The organism is Rhodococcoides navarretei (genome assembly GCF_038069675.1).
Lineage (GTDB): Bacteria > Actinomycetota > Actinomycetes > Mycobacteriales > Mycobacteriaceae > Rhodococcoides > Rhodococcoides navarretei.
In genome coordinates this window covers 1,411,319-1,431,178 of record NZ_JBBPCN010000001.1, presented here as the reverse complement: position 1 = coordinate 1,431,178, position 19,860 = coordinate 1,411,319, and the positions used below count along the sequence as shown (strand labels likewise).

The following is a 19,860-nucleotide window of genomic DNA, read 5'->3' as shown; positions in this document are numbered from 1 at the left end:
TACGGACTAGGCATCGGTATCGAAACCGCAGGAGAGGCCTCCTCGGCGCTGACGCGCCGAGAGGATGGGTGTGGTCTGGGCAGATTCGTGGCCACAGGCGGTCACATTCGTGGCCGCGAGTGGTCAGTTCTTATCGGCCGTCAGTGGGCATATTCATGGCCGCCTGTGGTCAGTTTTTCATGGCCGCCGACACAGCGGCATTCCGGATCCGACGCCCTTTGCACGCGCCTCGTACGATGCCGTCGACACCACCCCACGCTCGGTCGGGTCTCCCCTGCCGCCGACCACCACGGCTTTCCCCACCAGCTCGGGGTTGCGCAGCACTTCCACGGCCGCGATGAACTGATCGAGGTCCACGTGCAGTACCCATCGGCGACGAGCGAAGTCGGTCGAAGCGCTCCCGGTCATGGTGTTCAGTGTGCCCGTGGTGTCTCATGACGCCATGACGAAATCGATTTCTCGCACCATCGGACGACTAGTACTGGGAGCGTTCCTCGTCTTCGCGGGCCTCAGCCACCTCTTCTGGGCGCGCGAGACGTTCGCAGCGCAGGTTCCCGAGTGGGTGCCACTGAGCACCGACTTCGTCGTACTGGCATCGGGCGTCGTGGAAATCGTGCTCGGCCTGGCGTTGCTGTTCTGGACTGCTCGCGCACCGCTCGTGGGTTGGGTGGTCGCCGCGTTCTTCGTTGCGGTCTTCCCAGGCAACATCTCGCAGTTCGTCACCCACACCGATGCGTTCGGCCTCGACTCCGATACGGCACGAGGAATCCGATTGCTGTTCCAGCCACTGCTGATCGTCTGGGCGTTGTGGTGCACCGGGGCGTGGGCCCAGTGGCGCGCATCCCGTCAGGAGCGCAACCGACGTCAGTAGGCGGACTGCTGTCCGGCCGGAACGATGCCGTGGTGCAACTGCGCCACGTCGGGATGCGCACGTGTGCGGGACTTCCACGCGTTCTCGCCGTAAGTGCTGTAGATGGGGTTGTCGGGATCGATCTCCACGCCGCGTGAGAACTGCGCCAACTCGGGTGGCAATTCGATGACCGGTACGACGGCGTCGAGCGCGGGGCTCAGGAAATGCGGTATCGATATACGGTCTGTGCCCGGCCCTGGTGCGACCACCCGATGCCGCGTCGCCCGCAGGTAGCCACCGGTGGCCACTTCCAACAGCTCACCGATGTTGACGATGAACGCCCCGTCCAGCGGCGGTACATCGATCCATGCGTCCGGCGTCGTCTCCACCTGCAGCCCGGCAGAGTCCGGTTCGACAAGAAGCATGGTCAGCACCCCGGAGTCCTTGTGCGCGCCGACGCCCTGCGAGTGATCGGGGGTACCCGGGTAACGCACGACCTTCATGAGCGTCGCCGGCGCGGTGGCGAACGCATCGTCGAACACGTTCTCGGGCGCACCCAGTGACTGCGCCCAGTGCCGGAGCAACCGGAGCCCGAGACTCGACACGGACTGCTCCCACTGCTCGAACGTCTCTCTGAATCCGGACGGTTGTGACGGCCACAGGTTGGGCCCCTGCAGGTTCCAGTACCCGTCGGCCCGTCGATGGCCGGTCGTTCGGGACCGATGTCGATCTGCTCTCGCCAATCGACCCGGCCGTTGGTCAGCTCCCCGCCCACCCGCGAGTAGCCGCGGAAATGTCGGCTCTTCAGCTGACTGATCTCTTCCTTCACGTGGTCGGGTACCGCGAAGAATTCGCGTGCCAAACGCAAGACCTCGTGCATCCGTCCGGTATCCATCCCGTGTCCGACGAGGTAGAAGAAGCCGGACCGGTGGGCGGCCTCGCGCAGTGATCGCTGGAACGCGTGCGGATCGTGATCGGCAGAAGCGAAGTCGAGAACTGGAAGCATGTTCGCGATTGTCCTCCCTACCTGACGCGTCGGCCAGCAGTGTCGATGTCCTGTGAAGCCGCAGTGTCCGGATGCCACACTGAATGCCATGAGCCCTGAAGCACTCGACATCACCGTCGTCGGTCACGGCGCAGCCACCTACCCACCCGAACAGTGCACACTCTCGTTGACCGTTCGCACCGACGGCCGTACTGCGGAATCCGCGTCGGAGCCCGCCCAGCAACTCGTCCGGGAGCTCACGAGACTGGTCGAGCCGCTCTACAACAGCGACGGCGGCCCCATCGATCGGTGGTCGGTGGATCAGGTCCGCCACTCTCGTCACCGTCCGTTCAATCACGAGGGCGAACAACTGCCGTACGTGTATCAAGCCGAGGCGTCCGTGGAGGTGCAGTTCAGCCAAGTCGATCTGGTCGATGCGTTCGTCTACGCCGCCTCTGCACTCGAAGGAGTGGCGATCGACCACTTCGACTGGGACCTCACCGAATCCAGCAGAATTGCGCACACCCTCGCAGTCCGAGAACTGGCCGTGCGCGATGCCGTCTCCAAAGCCGAGGCCTACGCGTCGAGCCTGGGCCGGACGGGCGTGCAGGCTGTCGCTGTAGCCGACCCCGGCCTGCTGACGGGCGTCGCGGAACAGGGCGGACCCGACTCCTCGAACCGTATGTTCGCAGCGACATCGGCACCCGTCGGGTTTGCACTCAAGCCGGAGAGCATCACGATCTCCGCAAGCGTGCACGCCCGATTCACCGCCTCCTGACGCGTCGCGCCTACGCTCGAACAATGAATCGAGACGATGCCCGACGCCTCTGGCCGCGGCCACCGCTGCTGCCTCGTCCGATCGTGATGGATCAGCGATGGGAACGGCTGGTATTTCTGCATTGGCGGGTTCCGAGTTCGGCTGTCGCCCCACTGTTGCCCCGAGGGTGTACTCCCGACGAGTTCGACGGCTCGTCGTGGGTCGGTCTGATCGGCTTCCACATGGTCGGTGCCGGGCTCGGATATCGGCACCCGGTTCCGTACTTCGGCACGTTCGGCGAGATCAACGTTCGCTTGTATTCCATCGACGCAGAGGGTCGACGCGGCGTCGTGTTCCGATCGCTGGAAGCGACCAGGCTCGCAGTCGTGCTGGGCACCAATGCCGCTCGCATTCCGTATCGGTGGTCATCGATCGACATCGACGACGACGGAGGAGCGATCGGTTACCGTAGCCGACGACTCGCACCACCACATCGAGGCGCAACCACGGACTTCGGCGTCGTCAGAGGGTCGCGCGATATGTCCGAGGACCCGCTGGCAGTGTTCCTCACCGCGCGTTGGGGATTGCACACCTCGCTGGCCGGACACCTGCTGTACGTTCCGAACGTGCATCGACACTGGCCACTGGTCGACGCGGATCTCACACATTGCTCGGACGAACTCGTGGCTGCAGCCGGCTTGCCCGATGTCAGCACCCGACCGCCGGATTCGGTGCTGTTCTCCCCTGGCGTCGAAACCCAGTTCGGTAGGCCCTATCTCGTGCGCGGTCGATAGAAGATCACGTGCCCGGAGGACAGTTCGACGACCCAATCGCCCAGTGTCGAACCGTCGGACTCCGAGCTCGATGTCACGCTCTCCCGCAACACGAGATACCCGGCATCGAGGGGAAGGTCGAACAACAGCTTCGTACCGTCCGAGAACTCGACCGCAGGGTCGTCGCCTGTCGAGAGCCGAACCACGGTCGCGCCGATCGATGGAATACCTTCGACGCTCGGAGCTTCCGCTTTCGGGTGCGCGGGTGCGGGCCACGATTCGACGGACCCTTCCGGTCCACACAACACGATCGATCCATCCGCATCGCTGTACTCCCATGATTCGACTTCGTCTCGTGGAGTGGCCACCACTGTGTGCCGACCCTCGAAAGTTAGACGGAGAACACCGGATTCGTCGTACTCTGCGTCTTCGCACACCAGTCCGTGCAGTGCCGCGAACGCACGTAGGCCCTCGAACTGATTGTCCTCGTCGACGGTCAGGTCGTCGACCGTCACTTCACTGAACGCAATGGTGGCACCACTGTCGAACTCGATGGTCAGATCGAAATCGAGCAAAATTCTGCTGAGGCGCTGTTGGCCGACGGCAAGTTTCATCGACATCGACTGTGCCACAGAATTTCGTGAGAGCCCCTAAGACCGGCCGGGGATACGATGCGCGGCCGGCCTCGCTGTCCGAACGAATGTGTGTGACCCGGGGTTGGTTTCGAAATGCGGAATGCCCCCAACTGTGAGGTCGGGGGCATTCCGTTTGTTTGTGTTCGGCGGTGTCCTACTCTCCCACACCCTGTCGAGTGCAGTACCATCGGCGCTGGAGGGCTTAGCTTCCGGGTTCGGAATGGGACCGGGCGTTTCCCCTCCGCTATGGCCGCCGTAACTCTGCGAAACAGTGTCACACGGAACATCAGCGGTGTCACCTGGTCGGGATAGGTGACGTACTGGTTCATTCAATTGTTGTGCTGAAACGTGTGTTGTTTCAGATATTGCACAGTGGACGCGTAGCTTCTTTGTGGTAAGTCCTCGGCCTATTAGTACCAGTCACCTGCATCGGTTACCCGACTTCCAGTTCTGGCCTATCAACCCGGTGGTCTGCCGGGGGCCTTACCCCCTCGAGGGGGTGAGAAACCTCATCTTGGAACAGGCTTCCCGCTTAGATGCTTTCAGCGGTTATCCCTTCCGAACGTAGCCAACCAGCGGTGCTCCTGGTGGAACAACTGGCACACCAGAGGTTCGTCCGTCCCGGTCCTCTCGTACTAGGGACAGCCTTCCTCAAGTTTCTTACGCGCGCGGCGGATAGAGACCGAACTGTCTCACGACGTTCTAAACCCAGCTCGCGTGCCGCTTTAATGGGCGAACAGCCCAACCCTTGGGACCTACTCCAGCCCCAGGATGCGACGAGCCGACATCGAGGTGCCAAACCATCCCGTCGATATGGACTCTTGGGGAAGATCAGCCTGTTATCCCCGGGGTACCTTTTATCCGTTGAGCGACACCGCTTCCACTTGCCGGTGCCGGATCACTAGTCCCGACTTTCGTCCCTGCTCGACTTGTCAGTCTCACAGTCAAGCTCCCTTGTGCACTTGCACTCGACACCTGATTGCCAACCAGGCTGAGGGAACCTTTGGGCGCCTCCGTTACATTTTAGGAGGCAACCGCCCCAGTTAAACTACCCACCAGGCACTGTCCCTGAACCAGATCATGGTCCGAGGTTGAGGTATCCAATACGATCAGAGTGGTATTTCAACAACGACTCCACAGTAACTGGCGTCACCGCTTCACAGTCTCCCACCTATCCTACACAAACCGAACCGAACACCAATACCAAGCTGTAGTGAAGGTCCCGGGGTCTTTTCGTCCTGCCGCGCGTAACGAGCATCTTTACTCGTAATGCAATTTCGCCGAGTCTATGGTTGAGACAGCTGAGAAGTCGTTACGCCATTCGTGCAGGTCGGAACTTACCCGACAAGGAATTTCGCTACCTTAGGATGGTTATAGTTACCACCGCCGTTTACTGGGGCTTAAATTCTCAGCTTCGCCATCACTGGCTAACCGGTCCTCTTAACCTTCCAGCACCGGGCAGGCGTCAGTCCGTATACATCGTCTTACGACTTCGCACGGACCTGTGTTTTTAGTAAACAGTCGCTTCTCACTGGTCTCTGCGGCCCCACCCAGCTCAGGAAGTAAATTCCGTCACCGGACAGGGCCCCCCTTCTCCCGAAGTTACGGGGGCATTTTGCCGAGTTCCTTAACCATAGTTATCTCGATCGCCTTAGTATTCTCTACCTGACCACCTGTGTCGGTTTGGGGTACGGGCCGTGTAACAACTCACTAGAGGCTTTTCTCGGCAGCATAGGATCACTGAATTCGCCTCAATCGGCTACGCATCACCTCTCAGGCTTGATGAACGGCGGATTTGCCTACCGTTCGCCCTACAGGCTTACACCAGTACAACCACTGACTGGCCCAGCTACCTTCCTGCGTCACCCCATCGCTTGGCTACTACCAGATCAGGTCCCACGCATCCACCACACGCCGGCCACCCGAAGGCGGCAAGTCATATGGATTCAGGGTGGTTAGTGTCACTGATTCACCATGGGCGCGGTTACACGGGTACGGGAATATCAACCCGTTGTCCATCGGCTACGCCTGTCGGCCTCGTCTTAGGTCCCGACTCACCCTGGGCGGATTAACCTGGCCCAGGAACCCTTGGTCATTCGGCGGACGAGTTTCTCACTCGTCTTTCGCTACTCATGCCTGCATTCTCACTCGCGCAGCCTCCACACCTGGATCACTCCGATGCTTCCATGGCTGCACGACGCTCCCCTACCCACCCACACACCTGCACACAAATCCGCAGACTTGCATGGGGCTGTTGTGTGAGTGCCGCAGCTTCGGTGGTGTACTTGAGCCCCGCTACATTGTCGGCGCAGGATCACTTGACCAGTGAGCTATTACGCACTCTTTCAAGGGTGGCTGCTTCTAAGCCAACCTCCTGGTTGTCTTCGCGACCCCACATCCTTTTCCACTTAGTACACGCTTAGGGACCTTAGCTGGCGATCTGGGCTGTTTCCCTCTCGACTACGAACCTTATCGCCCGCAGTCTCACTGCCACGCTCTCACTCACCGGCATTCGGAGTTTGGCTGATTTCGGTAAGCTTGTAGGCCCCCTAGACCATCCAGTAGCTCTACCTCCGGCGAGAAACACGTGACGCTGCACCTAAATGCATTTCGGGGAGAACCAGCTATCACGGAGTTTGATTGGCCTTTCACCCCTACCCACAACTCATCCCCTCAGTTTTCAACCTAAGTGGGTTCGGTCCTCCACGACGTCTTACCGTCGCTTCAACCTGGCCATGGGTAGATCACTCCGCTTCGGGTCTAGAACACGCCACTACACCACAAACGTGGATACGCCCTATTCGGACTCGCTTTCGCTACGGCTACCCCACACGGGTTAACCTCGCGACATGCCACTAACTCGCAGGCTCATTCTTCAAAAGGCACGCCATCACCAGCAACAGAACAAACTGTTCACCAGCTTTGACGGATTGTAAGCGCACGGTTTCAGGTACTATTTCACTCCCCTCCCGGGGTACTTTTCACCTTTCCCTCACGGTACTAGTCCGCTATCGGTCACCAGGGAGTATTCAGGCTTATCGGGTGGTCCCGACAGATTCACAGCAGATTTCACGGGCCCGCTGCTACTTGGGTATTCACAACAACAGTTGCAGTGTTTTCGTCTACGGGACTCTCACCCTCTACGACAGGCCGTTCCAGACCACTTCGACTAACACCACAATTTCTCACTGTCGGCCGATCCGGCAGAATCGACAATGCAAACCCCACAACCCTCCATACGCAACCCCTGCCGGGTATCACACGCACAAAGTTTGGCCTCATCCGCTTTCGCTCGCCACTACTCACGGAATCACTATTGTTTTCTCTTCCTGTGGGTACTGAGATGTTTCACTTCCCCACGTTCCCTCCACACACCCTATATATTCAGGTGCAGGTAACACGACATCACTCGTGCTGGGTTTCCCCATTCGGACACCCTCGGATCACAGCTCGGTTGACAGCTCCCCGAGGCTTATCGCAGCCTCCTACGTCCTTCATCGGCTCCTGGTGCCAAGGCATCCACCGTACGCTCTTCATTACTTACAACAAAGATGCTCGCGTCCACTGTGCAATTCTCAAACAACACACACAACCCAGACTCACAGCAGCACCAGCCACCCCAAATCACCCCGAAGGACAACCAGAATGCGGTATGACCACCATCTGAATTCTGTATATGTCTTGCCTAGAAAGAAACATGCTTACGCGTGTTCTCTCAGGACCCAACAGTGCATCGATATAGTTCCTGCCGGCGAAACATGGTTTCGCGTCCTACAGGATCTGATTGTCAGTGTTCCACCCGTGAGCTCCCGCCGTTCCACGTGTGGGAACGAAACGGGCTCTGCCAGACCATCATCCGAGCACCTGTGTGCTGGTACATGTTCTGGAGAATGCTCCTTAGAAAGGAGGTGATCCAGCCGCACCTTCCGGTACGGCTACCTTGTTACGACTTCGTCCCAATCGCCGATCCCACCTTCGACGGCTCCCTCCCACGAGGGGTTAGGCCACCGGCTTCGGGTGTTACCGACTTTCATGACGTGACGGGCGGTGTGTACAAGGCCCGGGAACGTATTCACCGCAGCGTTGCTGATCTGCGATTACTAGCGACTCCGACTTCACGGGGTCGAGTTGCAGACCCCGATCCGAACTGAGACCAGCTTTAAGGGATTCGCTCCACCTCACGGTCTCGCAGCCCTCTGTACTGGCCATTGTAGCATGTGTGAAGCCCTGGACATAAGGGGCATGATGACTTGACGTCGTCCCCACCTTCCTCCGAGTTGACCCCGGCAGTCTCTTACGAGTCCCCGCCATAACGCGCTGGCAACATAAGACAAGGGTTGCGCTCGTTGCGGGACTTAACCCAACATCTCACGACACGAGCTGACGACAGCCATGCACCACCTGTACACCGACCACAAGGGGGACCGTATCTCTACGGTTTTCCGGTGTATGTCAAACCCAGGTAAGGTTCTTCGCGTTGCATCGAATTAATCCACATGCTCCGCCGCTTGTGCGGGCCCCCGTCAATTCCTTTGAGTTTTAGCCTTGCGGCCGTACTCCCCAGGCGGGGCGCTTAATGCGTTAGCTACGGCACAGATCCCGTGGAAGGAACCCACACCTAGCGCCCACCGTTTACGGCGTGGACTACCAGGGTATCTAATCCTGTTTGCTACCCACGCTTTCGTTCCTCAGCGTCAGTTGTTTCCCAGAGACCCGCCTTCGCCACCGGTGTTCCTCCTGATATCTGCGCATTTCACCGCTACACCAGGAATTCCAGTCTCCCCTGAAACACTCAAGTCTGCCCGTATCGCCTGCAAGCCCGAAGTTGAGCCCCGGGTTTTCACAAACGACGCGACAAACCGCCTACGAACTCTTTACGCCCAGTAATTCCGGACAACGCTCGCACCCTACGTATTACCGCGGCTGCTGGCACGTAGTTAGCCGGTGCTTCTTCTGCAGGTACCGTCACTCACGCTTCGTCCCTGCTGAAAGAGGTTTACAACCCGAAGGCCTTCATCCCTCACGCGGCGTCGCTGCATCAGGCTTCCGCCCATTGTGCAATATTCCCCACTGCTGCCTCCCGTAGGAGTCTGGGCCGTGTCTCAGTCCCAGTGTGGCCGGTCACCCTCTCAGGTCGGCTACCCGTCGTCGCCTTGGTAGGCCATTACCCCACCAACAAGCTGATAGGCCGCGGGCCCATCCTGCACCGATAAATCTTTCCACCACACACCATGCGGCATGCGGTCATATCCGGTATTAGACCCAGTTTCCCAAGCTTATCCCAGAGTGCAGGGCAGATCACCCACGTGTTACTCACCCGTTCGCCGCTCGTGTACCCCGAAAGGCCTTACCGCTCGACTTGCATGTGTTAAGCACGCCGCCAGCGTTCGTCCTGAGCCAGGATCAAACTCTCCGTAAAAGACCTGCGAAACAACGATCCGAAGACCGTGAATCAGTCAAAGACATCAAGTCAAATCACTAGCAAAAAAACTCAACTAGCATTCAAAACAACACCCGACAACAACCACCACAAGCGGATGGCTGATACATCGAATGCTTTCACCAAATAAAATTCGGCACTGACATTCATCGACACACTGTTGAGTTCTCAAAGAACACGCACACACTCTCGACCCACGAACACACCGTCCGAAGGCCTCCAGGGCAACTGTTCCAGCCTATCCCAGCTTGGTCTCGGACACAAGGCCCGACTCTTGGGGGATAAAACCTGCCAGGCCAAACGTCCAACCTCGTATCCCAGTCCGTGAAGACCAGGTCGGTGTCCGTCGCTCTGACTCGACAAAAGTTACGCCACCAACCACACCAACGCAAATCGCCAGGTCAGGGGCTTCCGCGGCCTGGTCGACCCGCTCCACACCCACTGGATCAGGTCAACAAGGCGTCGCGCGCGAATCTTCTGGACCAGCTCGGCGAGTCCGAACCACCCTCGCGGAAGTAGAACTGCGGACCGTGTGCACCTATGAGGTCGAGGAAACTCACCGTGGCCTGCGCGGCGAATTGAGCGTCGAATACACCGGAGTCTTCGCTCGCCCAACCCAGCTCGGCCACGGTTTCGACCAGCATCTCGTTGCGATGCGTGGACGATGCCGAGGCCGCCAGCGCGATCAAGAACAGCGTCGCAGCGTCGGTCTCGTACGATTCCTTGCCCAGCGGCAGTCGCGATGCTGCATGTCGCCACATGCCGACGGGATCCGCGGCCAGGCCTGCGCCGAGTTTCGTGCGCAACAACCGCCCCTTGGATACCCGGGTCAATCCGAGGTTCCGTACGGCCTCGCGCAGATCCGTCACCTGATGGTGGTCGATTTCGCGATTGCTGGTTCCCACCCATCCCAGGCCCCAATCGAACTCCTCTCGAATCGCCGCCACGAGTGCCGGCTTGAGGTAGCCGGCGTCGGTCAGGGCTACTCCGTCGTCGCCGATCATCTCGAGAAACCACGTCAACTTGGCCATCGCGACCTCGGCGACGGGTAGGTCCACCGAACTCTCGATGGTCAGTTCGCACCGAGGCAGCAGCGCCATCAGTGACGGCACCTCCGTCGGCCGCACCCGATCGAAGAGTCTGCCGATGGCAGGTGCCGTCGCCACGGCCTCGGCGAGAACCGACCGTCCCATGTCGAGTGCATGCAACACCTTGTTGACCGCTTGGACGTCGAACGCAACCGGGTCGAATGTTGCACCCCATTTGGTGGTCACGACGGAGAATTCGGGGTCGGCCGGATCGGATGCGATCTCGAGATCCTGCGCATATTGCGACGGCCCGCCACAGTCCTCGGGTGGGCAGGCACGCGCTCCATCGAGACAGACGGATCGCAGGTCGTCGATATCGGAATCGATCTCCTCGAGGACGACGGTATGTGTCCACCCGTCACCGAAATCGTAGTCGTAGGCCAGCACGGATCCGCGTGCTGTGAGTACCTCGTCGATCCGAACCCGCTCTTCGCTCACGGCCTCGTCGTCCGGTTCGTGGGCGGGAGTCTCTGCCATCTCGAATCGCCGAGTCGCTCCGGCAGCTCTGATGCTGAAAGCGTGCATGTGCCGGTCCTCCCAGCCCAGTGCGCACTGCAACACAGAGTGCAGTTCGGACAGCAGCACATCCGACCGCACCCGCACCCGACGCCAGATCTGCGGTCGCGTGTGGTCGACCCTAGTCGGACCGACCCAGGGGTCGCAGGCGTCGTACGCGATGGACGGAAATGTACAAGCGCGGCCACCGAGTTCACCTTCTCCTCTGCGGTGCCGATCTTGCATCCTCTCGCAACCCGCTCTGTCGTATCACCTGGTAGCGCTGGAGACCGAGCTCGGCACGCCACCACTCGACCGACTGCCCGTGGAGTGCGGCCGTTGGTTCTCGCCGGCGACTTCGACTCGTGCGTGTTGGAACGCCAATCAGCCAGAGCGACAGGATGTCTCGCACTTTCGCTCGGTTCATTGCTCCCCGGCCGAGCGATAGTCTCACCCTCGACCTATCGTGATTTCTCCTGTTGCCACAGAAGAATTCGATCGGTCCGAAACTACGATCCGTTCGTCGTCAACCCGTCGTTGATCGCGGCTACGTCGAAGGCCAGCGCGTCGAGCTGCGACGCCAACGTCGTCACCGTCAACTGCACCAGGTACTGCGTATCGACGCCTACCACCACATACCGTGTCGTCACTGCGGCTTCGAGTTGCTCCGCGACGTAGGTGCCGCGAATGAAACTCGACGGCCAGCCGAGCCACGGTGCCTCGGATGCCTCCCGCTCCACCCAGCCCGGCATTGCGCGTCCGTCACCGAAACCCAACGCCATCAACGCGTCCGGATCGATCGTGCGCGAGAGCGCACCGACCAGAAGAACGGCGTTGGGCGCAAATCCGTTCTCCACAAGATTCGGTTCCACGATCACCTGGGTAGCTCCGGGAAATTGCGCGGGATCGAGTGTCTGCCATCCGGCGGGAATCGGCACGGTGATGCCGACCTCGGCCGCGGCGGCACCGTCGAGCGGAGACACCCGCAACGAATGTGCGTTCAGGTACTCGGCGATCGTGGTGGGCTCGGACGAGTCGGTCGGCAGGGCGTCGTTCACAGCAGGGCCTTTCGTAGCGGACGATTCGCTGGCACGCCAGAGGTTACCTGCGCCGTCCGATCCGCCGCAGATCCAGAGGCAGTGGCCGGCGGGGAGCTGCGCGCTGTGCGACTCCAACCAGCCACCGACTGCGTCGAGCATGGCAGTTCCATCGTCGAACGAGCTCGAATTCGGTTGCGCGGCAACCGCTACGCCAACCCGTCCTGCGACGACCGGTGCAGCGTCCCGGACACACGACAGGCCCGCAGCGAACGTCGCCTGATCCTGCGTGGACCACTCGGTCTGTCCGAATGCGCTGAATTCGGGCGGCAACCACGATCCAGATTCCGCCGCTCCCCTTCTTCGGCGGCTGCACTGGAGGGCCGCTGGTGGCGAACACCGGCGGGCGGGGCGCTACTGCCTCGTGCGACTCGCAGTGAGTTCTTCCAGATAGCGCGCAACCGCGTCCTCGTCGTTGGATTCGAGGACTCGATCGGCAACGGCGCGCACCGACTCGGTAGCGTTCGACGGACACAAGGCGGTGCCCGCCCACGCGAGCATCGGTAGATCGTTACGCGCATCCCCTACTGCGGCAACCGAATCCCCGGATACTCCCCACTGCTCGCACAACTCCTGCAGCGCGCTGGCCTTCGAGACTCCGGCGGCGGACATCTCGATGTAGGGGGCACCGGAGTGCGTCAACTCCACCCCGCCGAGGCCGGCCGCAGCGACGAGTTCGTAGAGTGCCTCACTGGACGTATCCCTGTGCCGAGCAACGATTTTGACTATCGGCTCGATGTCGACCGACAGCCCATGGTCGGAGAGTTCCATCTCGTGCGGCTGTCGATGATGGTCGGCGAAGACGCACAGTTCGGCGTACCGGGCCTCGGCCACGAACCGCGTGGCACCGACCGTCGCGAACGCAACACCCGGTACGAGTGAACGCACGGTGGTCTTGACCGATGCCACGATCTCGGCCGGCACCGACCTGGTACTCACGATGGTGGGAGTGCCGCCGGCCAGATCGAGCACCACAGCTCCGTTGGCCCCGATCGCCGTCCCGCGGAATCCGCAGGAGGCAGCGAGCTCGTGAATGGAATGCCGGGCGCGCGCAGTAGCCCACACCACCCTGATTCCGACCGCGTCGGCCGCAGCCATTGCGGCGGCTGTGCGCGCAGAGACGGTTCGGTCCGAACGCAACAGAGTGCCGTCGAGATCGGTGGCGACAACGACGACCTCTTCGGAGCTGTTCACCACACCGATACTGCCAGGTGTTGCGTACTCAGCCCGCGACCAAGGTCAGTACGGAGATCTCACTGGGTGCGAACACCCGAAACGGCGGACCCCAGAATCCCGATCCGCGGCTGGTGTACAGCTGCGTTCGTGCGCCGTGCCTGCTCAGTCCGTGCACCACCGGCTGGTCGAGTCGTACCAACGCCGAGAACGGCCATATTTGGCCGCCGTGGGTGTGGCCGGAGACCTGCAGGTCCACACCGGCACGGACCGCGTCGTCGATCTGCTTCGGTTGATGAGCCAACAGCAGGACGGGAGTCGAGGGATCGGTGCCGGCAAGTGCCCGAACGAGATCGGCACCGTGGCCGGGCGTACCGGACCCCTTCGCCGTGGCGTCGTCGACGCCCGCGATGATCAACTTCTCGCCACCGCGATGGAGTACCACATGGCGATTGTGCAGCGAATTCCATCCGAGGTCCTCCATGTGATCGAGCCACGCCTGCGCCTCGCCGAAGTACTCGTGATTGCCGGTGACGTACACGCGCGCCGCACTCGCGAGCATCGACTCCAGCGGAGCGGCCTGCTGACGACGCCGATCGACCGGCCCGTCGGCGATATCTCCGACGTGAGCCAGGACATCCGGTGCGAGCGCATTGACCGCGTCGGTCAAGCGATGCGACCAGGTCGTCCTATCGAGCGGTCCGAAGTGCGTGTCGGTCACGAGAACCACTCGTAGACCGTCGAATCGAGCCCCGAGCCGGTCGATTTGGACGGTCGTGTGCCGGACTCGTGGTGTTCGCATCGCCTCGTAGTGACCCCAGACCGCGAGAACGACGACCACGATCACGGTTGCCACCGAGACGATGCGCGACCGAAGAGGGTCGTCGACTCCGGCGACGAACAGGCCGAGTCGCAGCAACAGCGAGAGCACAGACCAGACGAACGCTATCCAGACCAGCCCCAACAGCACGTCTCCTACGCGCGCCCAGCCATCCTTACCGGACCTCTCGGGGCCGGGCCGATGACCCAGATACATCGCTGTCGGTAACGCGACGAAGGCGACGACCGCAACAACGGTGCCGACGACCTGTGCAACCGCCGGCCACTGTGCACCGGCGAACACCACGGTCCAGGTCGGCACCGCGAACAGTGCAGCGCAGACTCCGAATACGACGGCGGGCAGTACAATTCGCCGCCTGCGCGGACGAACCTGCCGATCCGGCGAGGCCGACCGCTCGGGGTGCTGCGTCTGTCGATCCGTCATCGGCGATGAACCTTCTCTGCTCGTCCGTTCGCGAAACCGAGGCCAAGACTACGTCGACTCCGCGTGCCCGGCTCCAGCACCGAGCCTGGCAGGTCAGCAGGAGGAGCTAGGGCCGACGGCGGGTGGTGTATCCGCGAAGTCCGTTCAGCGGCAATTCGTGTTCGGCAATGCCCTCGTCCTCGGACTGCTCGGGGCCTCTGCTCGGCTCGGCGTCGGTCGAGTCGATCTCGGCCGAAGTCTCCTGTGCCTCGGACTCGTCGGAGGTACGGGACCCCGCCGACTCGACAACGGTCGAACGTTCGTCCTCTGCGGTGGAGTCGCCCACTGCGTCCGCCACATCGGCCTCCCTACCCCGGTCGGTGGCCGCAGTTGTGTTGTCGATCGGAGCGTCGGCGGTAGGTGTGGATCCATTGGTCATCGCGGAACGGCTCGATCCCGAGGACCCGTTCGGCGTTCCCGACCCGTTGGTCTGACCCGACCCGTTCGTTGCGTTTGCTCCGTTCGTTGCGTTTGCTCCGTTCGTTGCGTTTGCTCCGTTCGATGCAGCCGGGGACGGTGGGTGGCGGTCTGCTCGTCGAGTGTCCGGTCGGGTCGGCTCGTCAGTAGAGATGTCGATGCGCGGCATGGACCACAGGGACAACACCGATTCGTGGTGTGCAGCCGCGTCCGCATTGCCCGTGGTCTCGAAGACACCGGAATCGTCGAACTGCGACGATTCGAGGGGAACCGGCGTCCACGCTTCATCCGACGCCGTAACCCCCTCCACGACAACGGTATTGGGCTTGATGCCCACCCGGGCCAACGTGCCCCAGAGGCTTTCCAGTGCCACTTCGCGATCCAGGTAGTACTCGGATTCGCGGACCCTCCAGAACGTCCAACCACAACGCTTGAGTTCCTGCTCCCGCCGCAGGTCCGCCAACCGTTGGGCAGGCGTCGAGAGGAAGGTATCGCCGTCGCATTCGACGGCGAGACGTGAGGATTCACCGGTGACGACAAGGGCCAGACGCCGATTGTTCACTTCCACACCGGGATTGACGTGGAACCCGCGCTCGACGAGGTCGTTCCACAACTGCTGCTCCAGTAGCGTCTCGAAAGGGGCCTTCCGTATCTCGCGCGAGACGTTCACCGGCATCGGATCGGCAGGCGCGGGCGAGACGGAGGTGACGTAGCTCAGCAACGAGTTGCGAAGATCCGCGCGCTTGAGCCGATCGACCGTCACCGAGTGGAACAGCCACAGCTGATCCTGCGCTCGCGACGCTGCCACGTTGAACCGCCGCTTGTACTGATTGGCTGTCAGAGTGGCGAAATTCTGATCGGGTGCCACCACCATCGACAGGAACACGACGTTGCGTTCGTCGCCCTGGAAGTCCGGTGGCGTCCCCACGCGAAGCCTGCGCTGTTCCCACTGTTCGATGCCGATGCGTTTGATCAGTTCGTTGCGAATTTCGTCGACCTGCGATTGCCCCTGCAGCACAACCACTCCGAAGGTCAGGTTGTCGTAGGCAGAGTCCTCGAGACACTCGGCGATCTGGTCGGCGATCGCGATCGCCTCGGTGCGGTTGACGAGCGAAGCATTCTTTCCGCTGACCGTCGCTCCGCGAACGTACTTGTGCCGCAACGGCGGCAGCCTGTCCGCGCCGAACTGCCGCACGGGAACGAGCGGGGAATCTCCGTAGAACTGCTGACTCGACCAGTTGATGATCTCGGGCATCGAGCGGAAGTGCTCACGCAACCGCACCACCTGACCGAACCTGGTGCGCAGCATGGAGAACAGGCTCGACCTGGGCGTCAGCGTCGCACGCACGTGTTCGGGCAGATCGGGCAGGTAGACGTCCAACCGATCGAACACGTCCTCGAGAGTTCCGGTCTGCGGAACATCGGCTGGTGCACACTGCCGGTCGTCACCCACCACGATCACGCGGGGAGCAAGGTACAGCAGGAAGAGACTGGTGATGTCGGCCTGACTTGCCTCGTCGACGATGACGACGTCGAAACTGTCCGGCACCGGCGGAATCGATGCCAGCACCTGCGAGAGTGGCATGACCCAGGCGGGCACGGCGCTCTGCGCTTCACGCATCGCCGATCGCGCTGCGCTGCGGTAGGTTTCGGCGTATTTGCCGGCCCCGGAACCGATGCTCGAGATGTGCTCACGGTACGTCTGCAGCGCACGCACCTCGACGGCGGTCATTCGTTCGAGACTGTTGCGCCAGGCACTGGCTGCGGCGAGACGCGTTGTGAGGTAGGCGATGTCGGTATCCGCGGCGGTCAGCTCTGCTTCCAGTTCCTGCTCGAGACCGCCGTGGTGCTGCTCACCGACCCACTCGCGTGCCCGACGCCACGCCCAGGCCTTCGACATCTGCCAGCTCAGCTCGTCCCATTCGACATCGCCGGCGGTGTCCCTGACCAGTTCGAACAATGCGGGTGCCACCTCGGACAGCGACGCCGACATCGAGTCGAGCAGAAACTGATCCTCTTGCTCGGCGCACGCCTGCGAATACGCTGCGACAGCGGCCGCCAGTTCCAGCGGATCGGCAGCACTCAACGCACTCACCAGATTCGATCCCTCGGGTGAAGGCCCGGCATCGATGCGAGTGGCCACTGCGTATTGCAGGGCATCGAGCTCGGTACGTGCGGCATCGATGTCGATGCGCGTGGCGATGGCACGGGCGGCCCCGGCGATCTCCTGAGCTTCGGCCAAGCTCCGAATCCACGGTGCCGCAGGCGAAATGGCGTACAGCCGGTGCACCAGGGCATCGCGAGCGGAGACCAGTGCAGACACCAGGCCCAGCCGGTCGGCAATTCTCGCCACGTTGTTGACGCGAATCGAACGCGTGCCGTCGAGCGGAACGACGATGGCAAGGTCGGCCAGCAGCACCGCTGCGGTCTGCACGGTCTCGAGCGCACGGATGTGTTCGGCCACCAGGCGTACAGCCATCGCCGTCGTGGCGGGTTGCCCGTCCACGGTGGCGACGATGTCGAGAGCCTCGACTGCCTTCTGTTCCTCGCTGCGACGGAACCGGGGCTTCCATTCGATACCCGACTCGAGCGCGCCGGCGAGTGCATCCATCGCGGTCAGAGCCGTGGGCGAACTCGAGGAGCACTGGACATCGTGGGCACCGACGTAGCGGTCGGAGGCAGCGGCCGTCTCGACCATAGCGTCGATCCCGCTGACCCGAGACCACAGGTGGGAGGCTTCGCCGGACAACACGGAATCGGTCAGTCGCACGTAGGAACCGTCCAGTTCGGCGACCGCGCGAACCCGGGCCGAAAGCTCCTCGCACAGCTGCCTGATCTCGGAGGACACCGCTGGTTCCACACCGTCGAGCAACGCGACGAGATCGGCTGCGTGCGTCGAGAGAGCATCGATCCGTGCCCCTGCTCGCAGGCAGAGCGACGCGAGTTCGGCCGAGTTCGGCAGCATTGTCTCCGGACGCGGGAGCACCTGACGCGCGCGCAGTTCCCGAGTGCCGTCGGAACCGACGATGAGCGTGCGCAGCCGATCGACCTGGGCACCGTCGAGCGGTGGCCGATCGGCGAGCAGGGGGCCCGGCAGCCATTCGTGGGCGCTCTCGGCCGCTTTGACCTTGCGAACTATCGATGACACCGTGCCGTCGTATCCGTCCGACACGTACTCGTGCACAACGGTTTCGGACTCACGGAGAGCACGGACACGATCGAGCAGGTCGGCCCGCCGAGTCAGAGCTGCTCCGCGCTGCATCGTCAGCGCCTCGATCTTCTGCACCTCACTGGCCTCGTCGAAGGAGGTCTTCCGCTCGGCGATCTTGGCAACGCTTCGGTTGAGCTCGTCCGATCCACCGCGCGAGAGGTCGGTGATGGACACGCAGAGCTCCTGCAGCTCCGGTGGGAGCTTGTCCCGCAGCACCCGCAAAGCTTGTGACTTTTCACTAGTGACCAGGACCCGCTGACCGCGCGCCAACAGCCCGGACATCAGATTCGCGATGGTGTGTGTCTTGCCCGTCCCCGGCGGGCCCTCGACCACGACGCCGCTGTCACGCCCGAGCCGTTCGATGATCTGCGACTGCTCCGCGTTGGCGGGCAGCGGAAACAGCGGGTCCTCGGCCAGTACCGCCGACTCCCCCGCCCCGGTGCGTTCGAGCCACGCCAACCGTTCGGCGGGCTCGATGGCGTCGACCAGCTGCGCGAGCCCCAGAGGCACGGGAGAACCGGCGAATTCGAGGTCGGCGAGCATCTGCTCGTAGTACTCGACCAGCGCGAACGAATCGCGGACCCGGAGAACCAACGCCGGTGAGATGGTCAGAGTTCGGTCGTCGTCGATGTAGGCCAGGGCTCCGGGCGGTCCGAGGTGATCGAGCACCTCGATCTCGTGCCGCGGGATTCGCGCAGCCCAGTTCCTCAAGAACTTCTCGACCCCGGCACCGATCGGCGACGCGACCGTGTCGTGCAGTTCTTCGGCCATCGCCACCGAACCGGACGTATCGAAATCGTCCGAACCCGTCAGCAGCTGGCCGTCCTCCAGCCGCGGGGTGGTGCTGGCCGCGAGGCGAACCAGAAGATCACCGGTACGCACGTCCCGTTCGATGCTGGCCGACTGCGTGATCAGGTGGGTTCGGACGCTGCGCTGCGGATCGGGGCTGCTCGACGTCAGCAGCCCCGAGGCCACCACCAGTTCGATCGACTCGGGTCGCGACGCGAGCTCCTGCATCATCAGTTGCAGAGCCTGGTACAGCGCGGCCTGCGGACGCCGGTCCCGATCCTCCTGCGCCCATTCCTTCCACGACTCCGAGTACTCCTCGAAGGCCTGCTTGATCTCGTAGGCCTTGCGAATATCGAACTCGGCATCGGATTCCTGCGCCTCGGCCCGACGGCGGGACGTCACCGACGCCGCGTCGGCCAGCTCGAGTTCGCGATATCGACTGTCCGCGACGACCTGGGGATCGAGCCAACCCGACAGCAACGCGGGCGGCTCGGGCGGCTCGTCGACCGCGATCCGCGGCGCGCGGAGCACCACACCACCCTGCTTGGCTCGCGGGTCGAGCTGCATGGGAACGTCCCCGGCGTGCACCCACTCGACCTGCACGTGGTCGTCGAAACGCAGCACCGGGTTCGAACGCGCCTCGACGATTTCGCGAAGGAAGCGCAGCAGGCGTTGAACCCTGCTTTTGAGCTCGTCGTCGTATTCACGACCGGTAGCCGCTGCAGCCGTCACAGTTTCCCCACAGATACTCGAATGGTCGTCCATTTCAGGGACGGTGTTTGCACACCCGGGCCACACTAGCCGTTGAAAACCAGTTGTTCGTCGCGTCCTGAGCGCACAAAATACG

General features: G+C 62.1%; 9 protein-coding genes, 3 rRNA genes and 2 pseudogenes. 3 read left to right on the top strand and 11 right to left on the bottom strand.

Annotation, left to right across the window (positions count from 1 at the left end; translation table 11 throughout):
• Nucleotides 1-192: 192 nt before the first annotated feature.
• Nucleotides 193-408 (bottom strand): annotated as a pseudogene (locus tag AABD04_RS07040) (Y-family DNA polymerase); the annotation flags it as partial.
• Nucleotides 409-442: 34 nt separating this feature from the next.
• Between AABD04_RS07040 and AABD04_RS07035 the strand changes: the two are divergent.
• A complete protein-coding gene (locus AABD04_RS07035) occupies nucleotides 443-871 on the top strand; it encodes a DoxX family protein (protein ID WP_341440650.1) in 429 nt (142 codons plus the stop codon).
• Here AABD04_RS07035 and AABD04_RS07030 read toward each other — a convergent pair.
• Nucleotides 865-1,856, bottom strand: a pseudogene (locus AABD04_RS07030) (isopenicillin N synthase family dioxygenase). The gene AABD04_RS07035 and the pseudogene AABD04_RS07030 overlap by 7 nt on opposite strands.
• Nucleotides 1,857-1,944: 88 nt before the next feature.
• Between AABD04_RS07030 and AABD04_RS07025 the strand changes: the two are divergent.
• Together AABD04_RS07025 and AABD04_RS07020 are read left to right on the top strand one after the other, a co-directional pair.
• Nucleotides 1,945-2,613: an SIMPL domain-containing protein gene (locus AABD04_RS07025; RefSeq protein ID WP_341440649.1), complete on the top strand. Its 669-nt coding sequence runs from the start codon at nucleotides 1,945-1,947 to the stop codon at nucleotides 2,611-2,613.
• Between the two features lie 23 nt (nucleotides 2,614-2,636).
• On the top strand, nucleotides 2,637-3,386 hold the full coding sequence (locus AABD04_RS07020; RefSeq protein WP_341440648.1) for a YqjF family protein: 750 nt from the start codon (nucleotides 2,637-2,639) through the stop codon (nucleotides 3,384-3,386).
• Here the strand turns inward: AABD04_RS07020 and AABD04_RS07015 are convergent.
• The 9 genes from AABD04_RS07015 to AABD04_RS06975 form a co-directional block, all read right to left on the bottom strand.
• Nucleotides 3,365-3,979 carry a DUF6188 family protein gene (locus AABD04_RS07015; protein WP_341440647.1) on the bottom strand — a complete coding sequence of 205 codons (615 nt, stop codon included), beginning with the start codon at nucleotides 3,977-3,979 and terminating at the stop codon, nucleotides 3,365-3,367. The genes AABD04_RS07020 and AABD04_RS07015 overlap by 22 nt on opposite strands.
• A gap of 162 nt (nucleotides 3,980-4,141) precedes the next feature.
• Nucleotides 4,142-4,258: ribosomal RNA gene (gene rrf, locus AABD04_RS07010) — 5S ribosomal RNA — on the bottom strand.
• Nucleotides 4,259-4,390: 132 nt separating this feature from the next.
• Nucleotides 4,391-7,546, bottom strand: a 23S ribosomal RNA gene (locus tag AABD04_RS07005).
• A gap of 355 nt (nucleotides 7,547-7,901) precedes the next feature.
• Nucleotides 7,902-9,419, bottom strand: a 16S ribosomal RNA gene (locus AABD04_RS07000).
• Together the 16S, 23S and 5S rRNA genes form the textbook arrangement of a ribosomal RNA operon.
• 467 nt (nucleotides 9,420-9,886) lie before the next feature.
• Nucleotides 9,887-11,269: a plasmid pRiA4b ORF-3 family protein gene (locus AABD04_RS06995; RefSeq protein WP_341440646.1), complete on the bottom strand. Its 1,383-nt coding sequence runs from the start codon at nucleotides 11,267-11,269 to the stop codon at nucleotides 9,887-9,889.
• 263 nt (nucleotides 11,270-11,532) lie between these two features.
• Nucleotides 11,533-12,222 (bottom strand): LpqN/LpqT family lipoprotein, encoded by a 690-nt coding sequence (locus AABD04_RS06990; RefSeq protein ID WP_341440645.1) that lies wholly within the window; start codon nucleotides 12,220-12,222, stop codon nucleotides 11,533-11,535.
• Nucleotides 12,223-12,474: 252 nt separating this feature from the next.
• Nucleotides 12,475-13,314 (bottom strand): HAD family hydrolase, encoded by an 840-nt coding sequence (locus AABD04_RS06985; RefSeq protein ID WP_341440644.1) that lies wholly within the window; start codon nucleotides 13,312-13,314, stop codon nucleotides 12,475-12,477.
• 28 nt (nucleotides 13,315-13,342) lie between these two features.
• A complete protein-coding gene (locus tag AABD04_RS06980) occupies nucleotides 13,343-14,557 on the bottom strand; it encodes a metallophosphoesterase (RefSeq protein WP_341440643.1) in 1,215 nt (404 codons plus the stop codon).
• Nucleotides 14,558-14,663: 106 nt separating this feature from the next.
• Entirely contained in the window at nucleotides 14,664-19,778 is a 5,115-nt protein-coding gene (locus AABD04_RS06975) for an AAA domain-containing protein (RefSeq protein ID WP_341440642.1), read from the bottom strand.
• Between the last annotated feature and the right edge of the window lie 82 nt (nucleotides 19,779-19,860).

What these genes read in the sequence shown, in the direction of transcription:
- AABD04_RS07035 (WP_341440650.1), top strand. Translation starts at nt 443, where the DNA reads ATGACGAAATCGATTTCTCGCACCATCGGACGACTAGTACTGGGAGCG.
- AABD04_RS07025 (WP_341440649.1), top strand. Translation starts at nt 1,945, where the DNA reads ATGAGCCCTGAAGCACTCGACATCACCGTCGTCGGTCACGGCGCAGCC.
- AABD04_RS07020 (WP_341440648.1), top strand. Translation starts at nt 2,637, where the DNA reads ATGAATCGAGACGATGCCCGACGCCTCTGGCCGCGGCCACCGCTGCTG.
- AABD04_RS07015 (WP_341440647.1), bottom strand. Translation starts at nt 3,979, where the DNA reads ATGAAACTTGCCGTCGGCCAACAGCGCCTCAGCAGAATTTTGCTCGAT.
- AABD04_RS06995 (WP_341440646.1), bottom strand. Translation starts at nt 11,269, where the DNA reads ATGCAAGATCGGCACCGCAGAGGAGAAGGTGAACTCGGTGGCCGCGCT.
- AABD04_RS06990 (WP_341440645.1), bottom strand. Translation starts at nt 12,222, where the DNA reads ATGCTCGACGCAGTCGGTGGCTGGTTGGAGTCGCACAGCGCGCAGCTC.
- AABD04_RS06980 (WP_341440643.1), bottom strand. Translation starts at nt 14,557, where the DNA reads ATGACGGATCGACAGACGCAGCACCCCGAGCGGTCGGCCTCGCCGGAT.
- AABD04_RS06975 (WP_341440642.1), bottom strand. Translation starts at nt 19,778, where the DNA reads ATGGACGACCATTCGAGTATCTGTGGGGAAACTGTGACGGCTGCAGCG.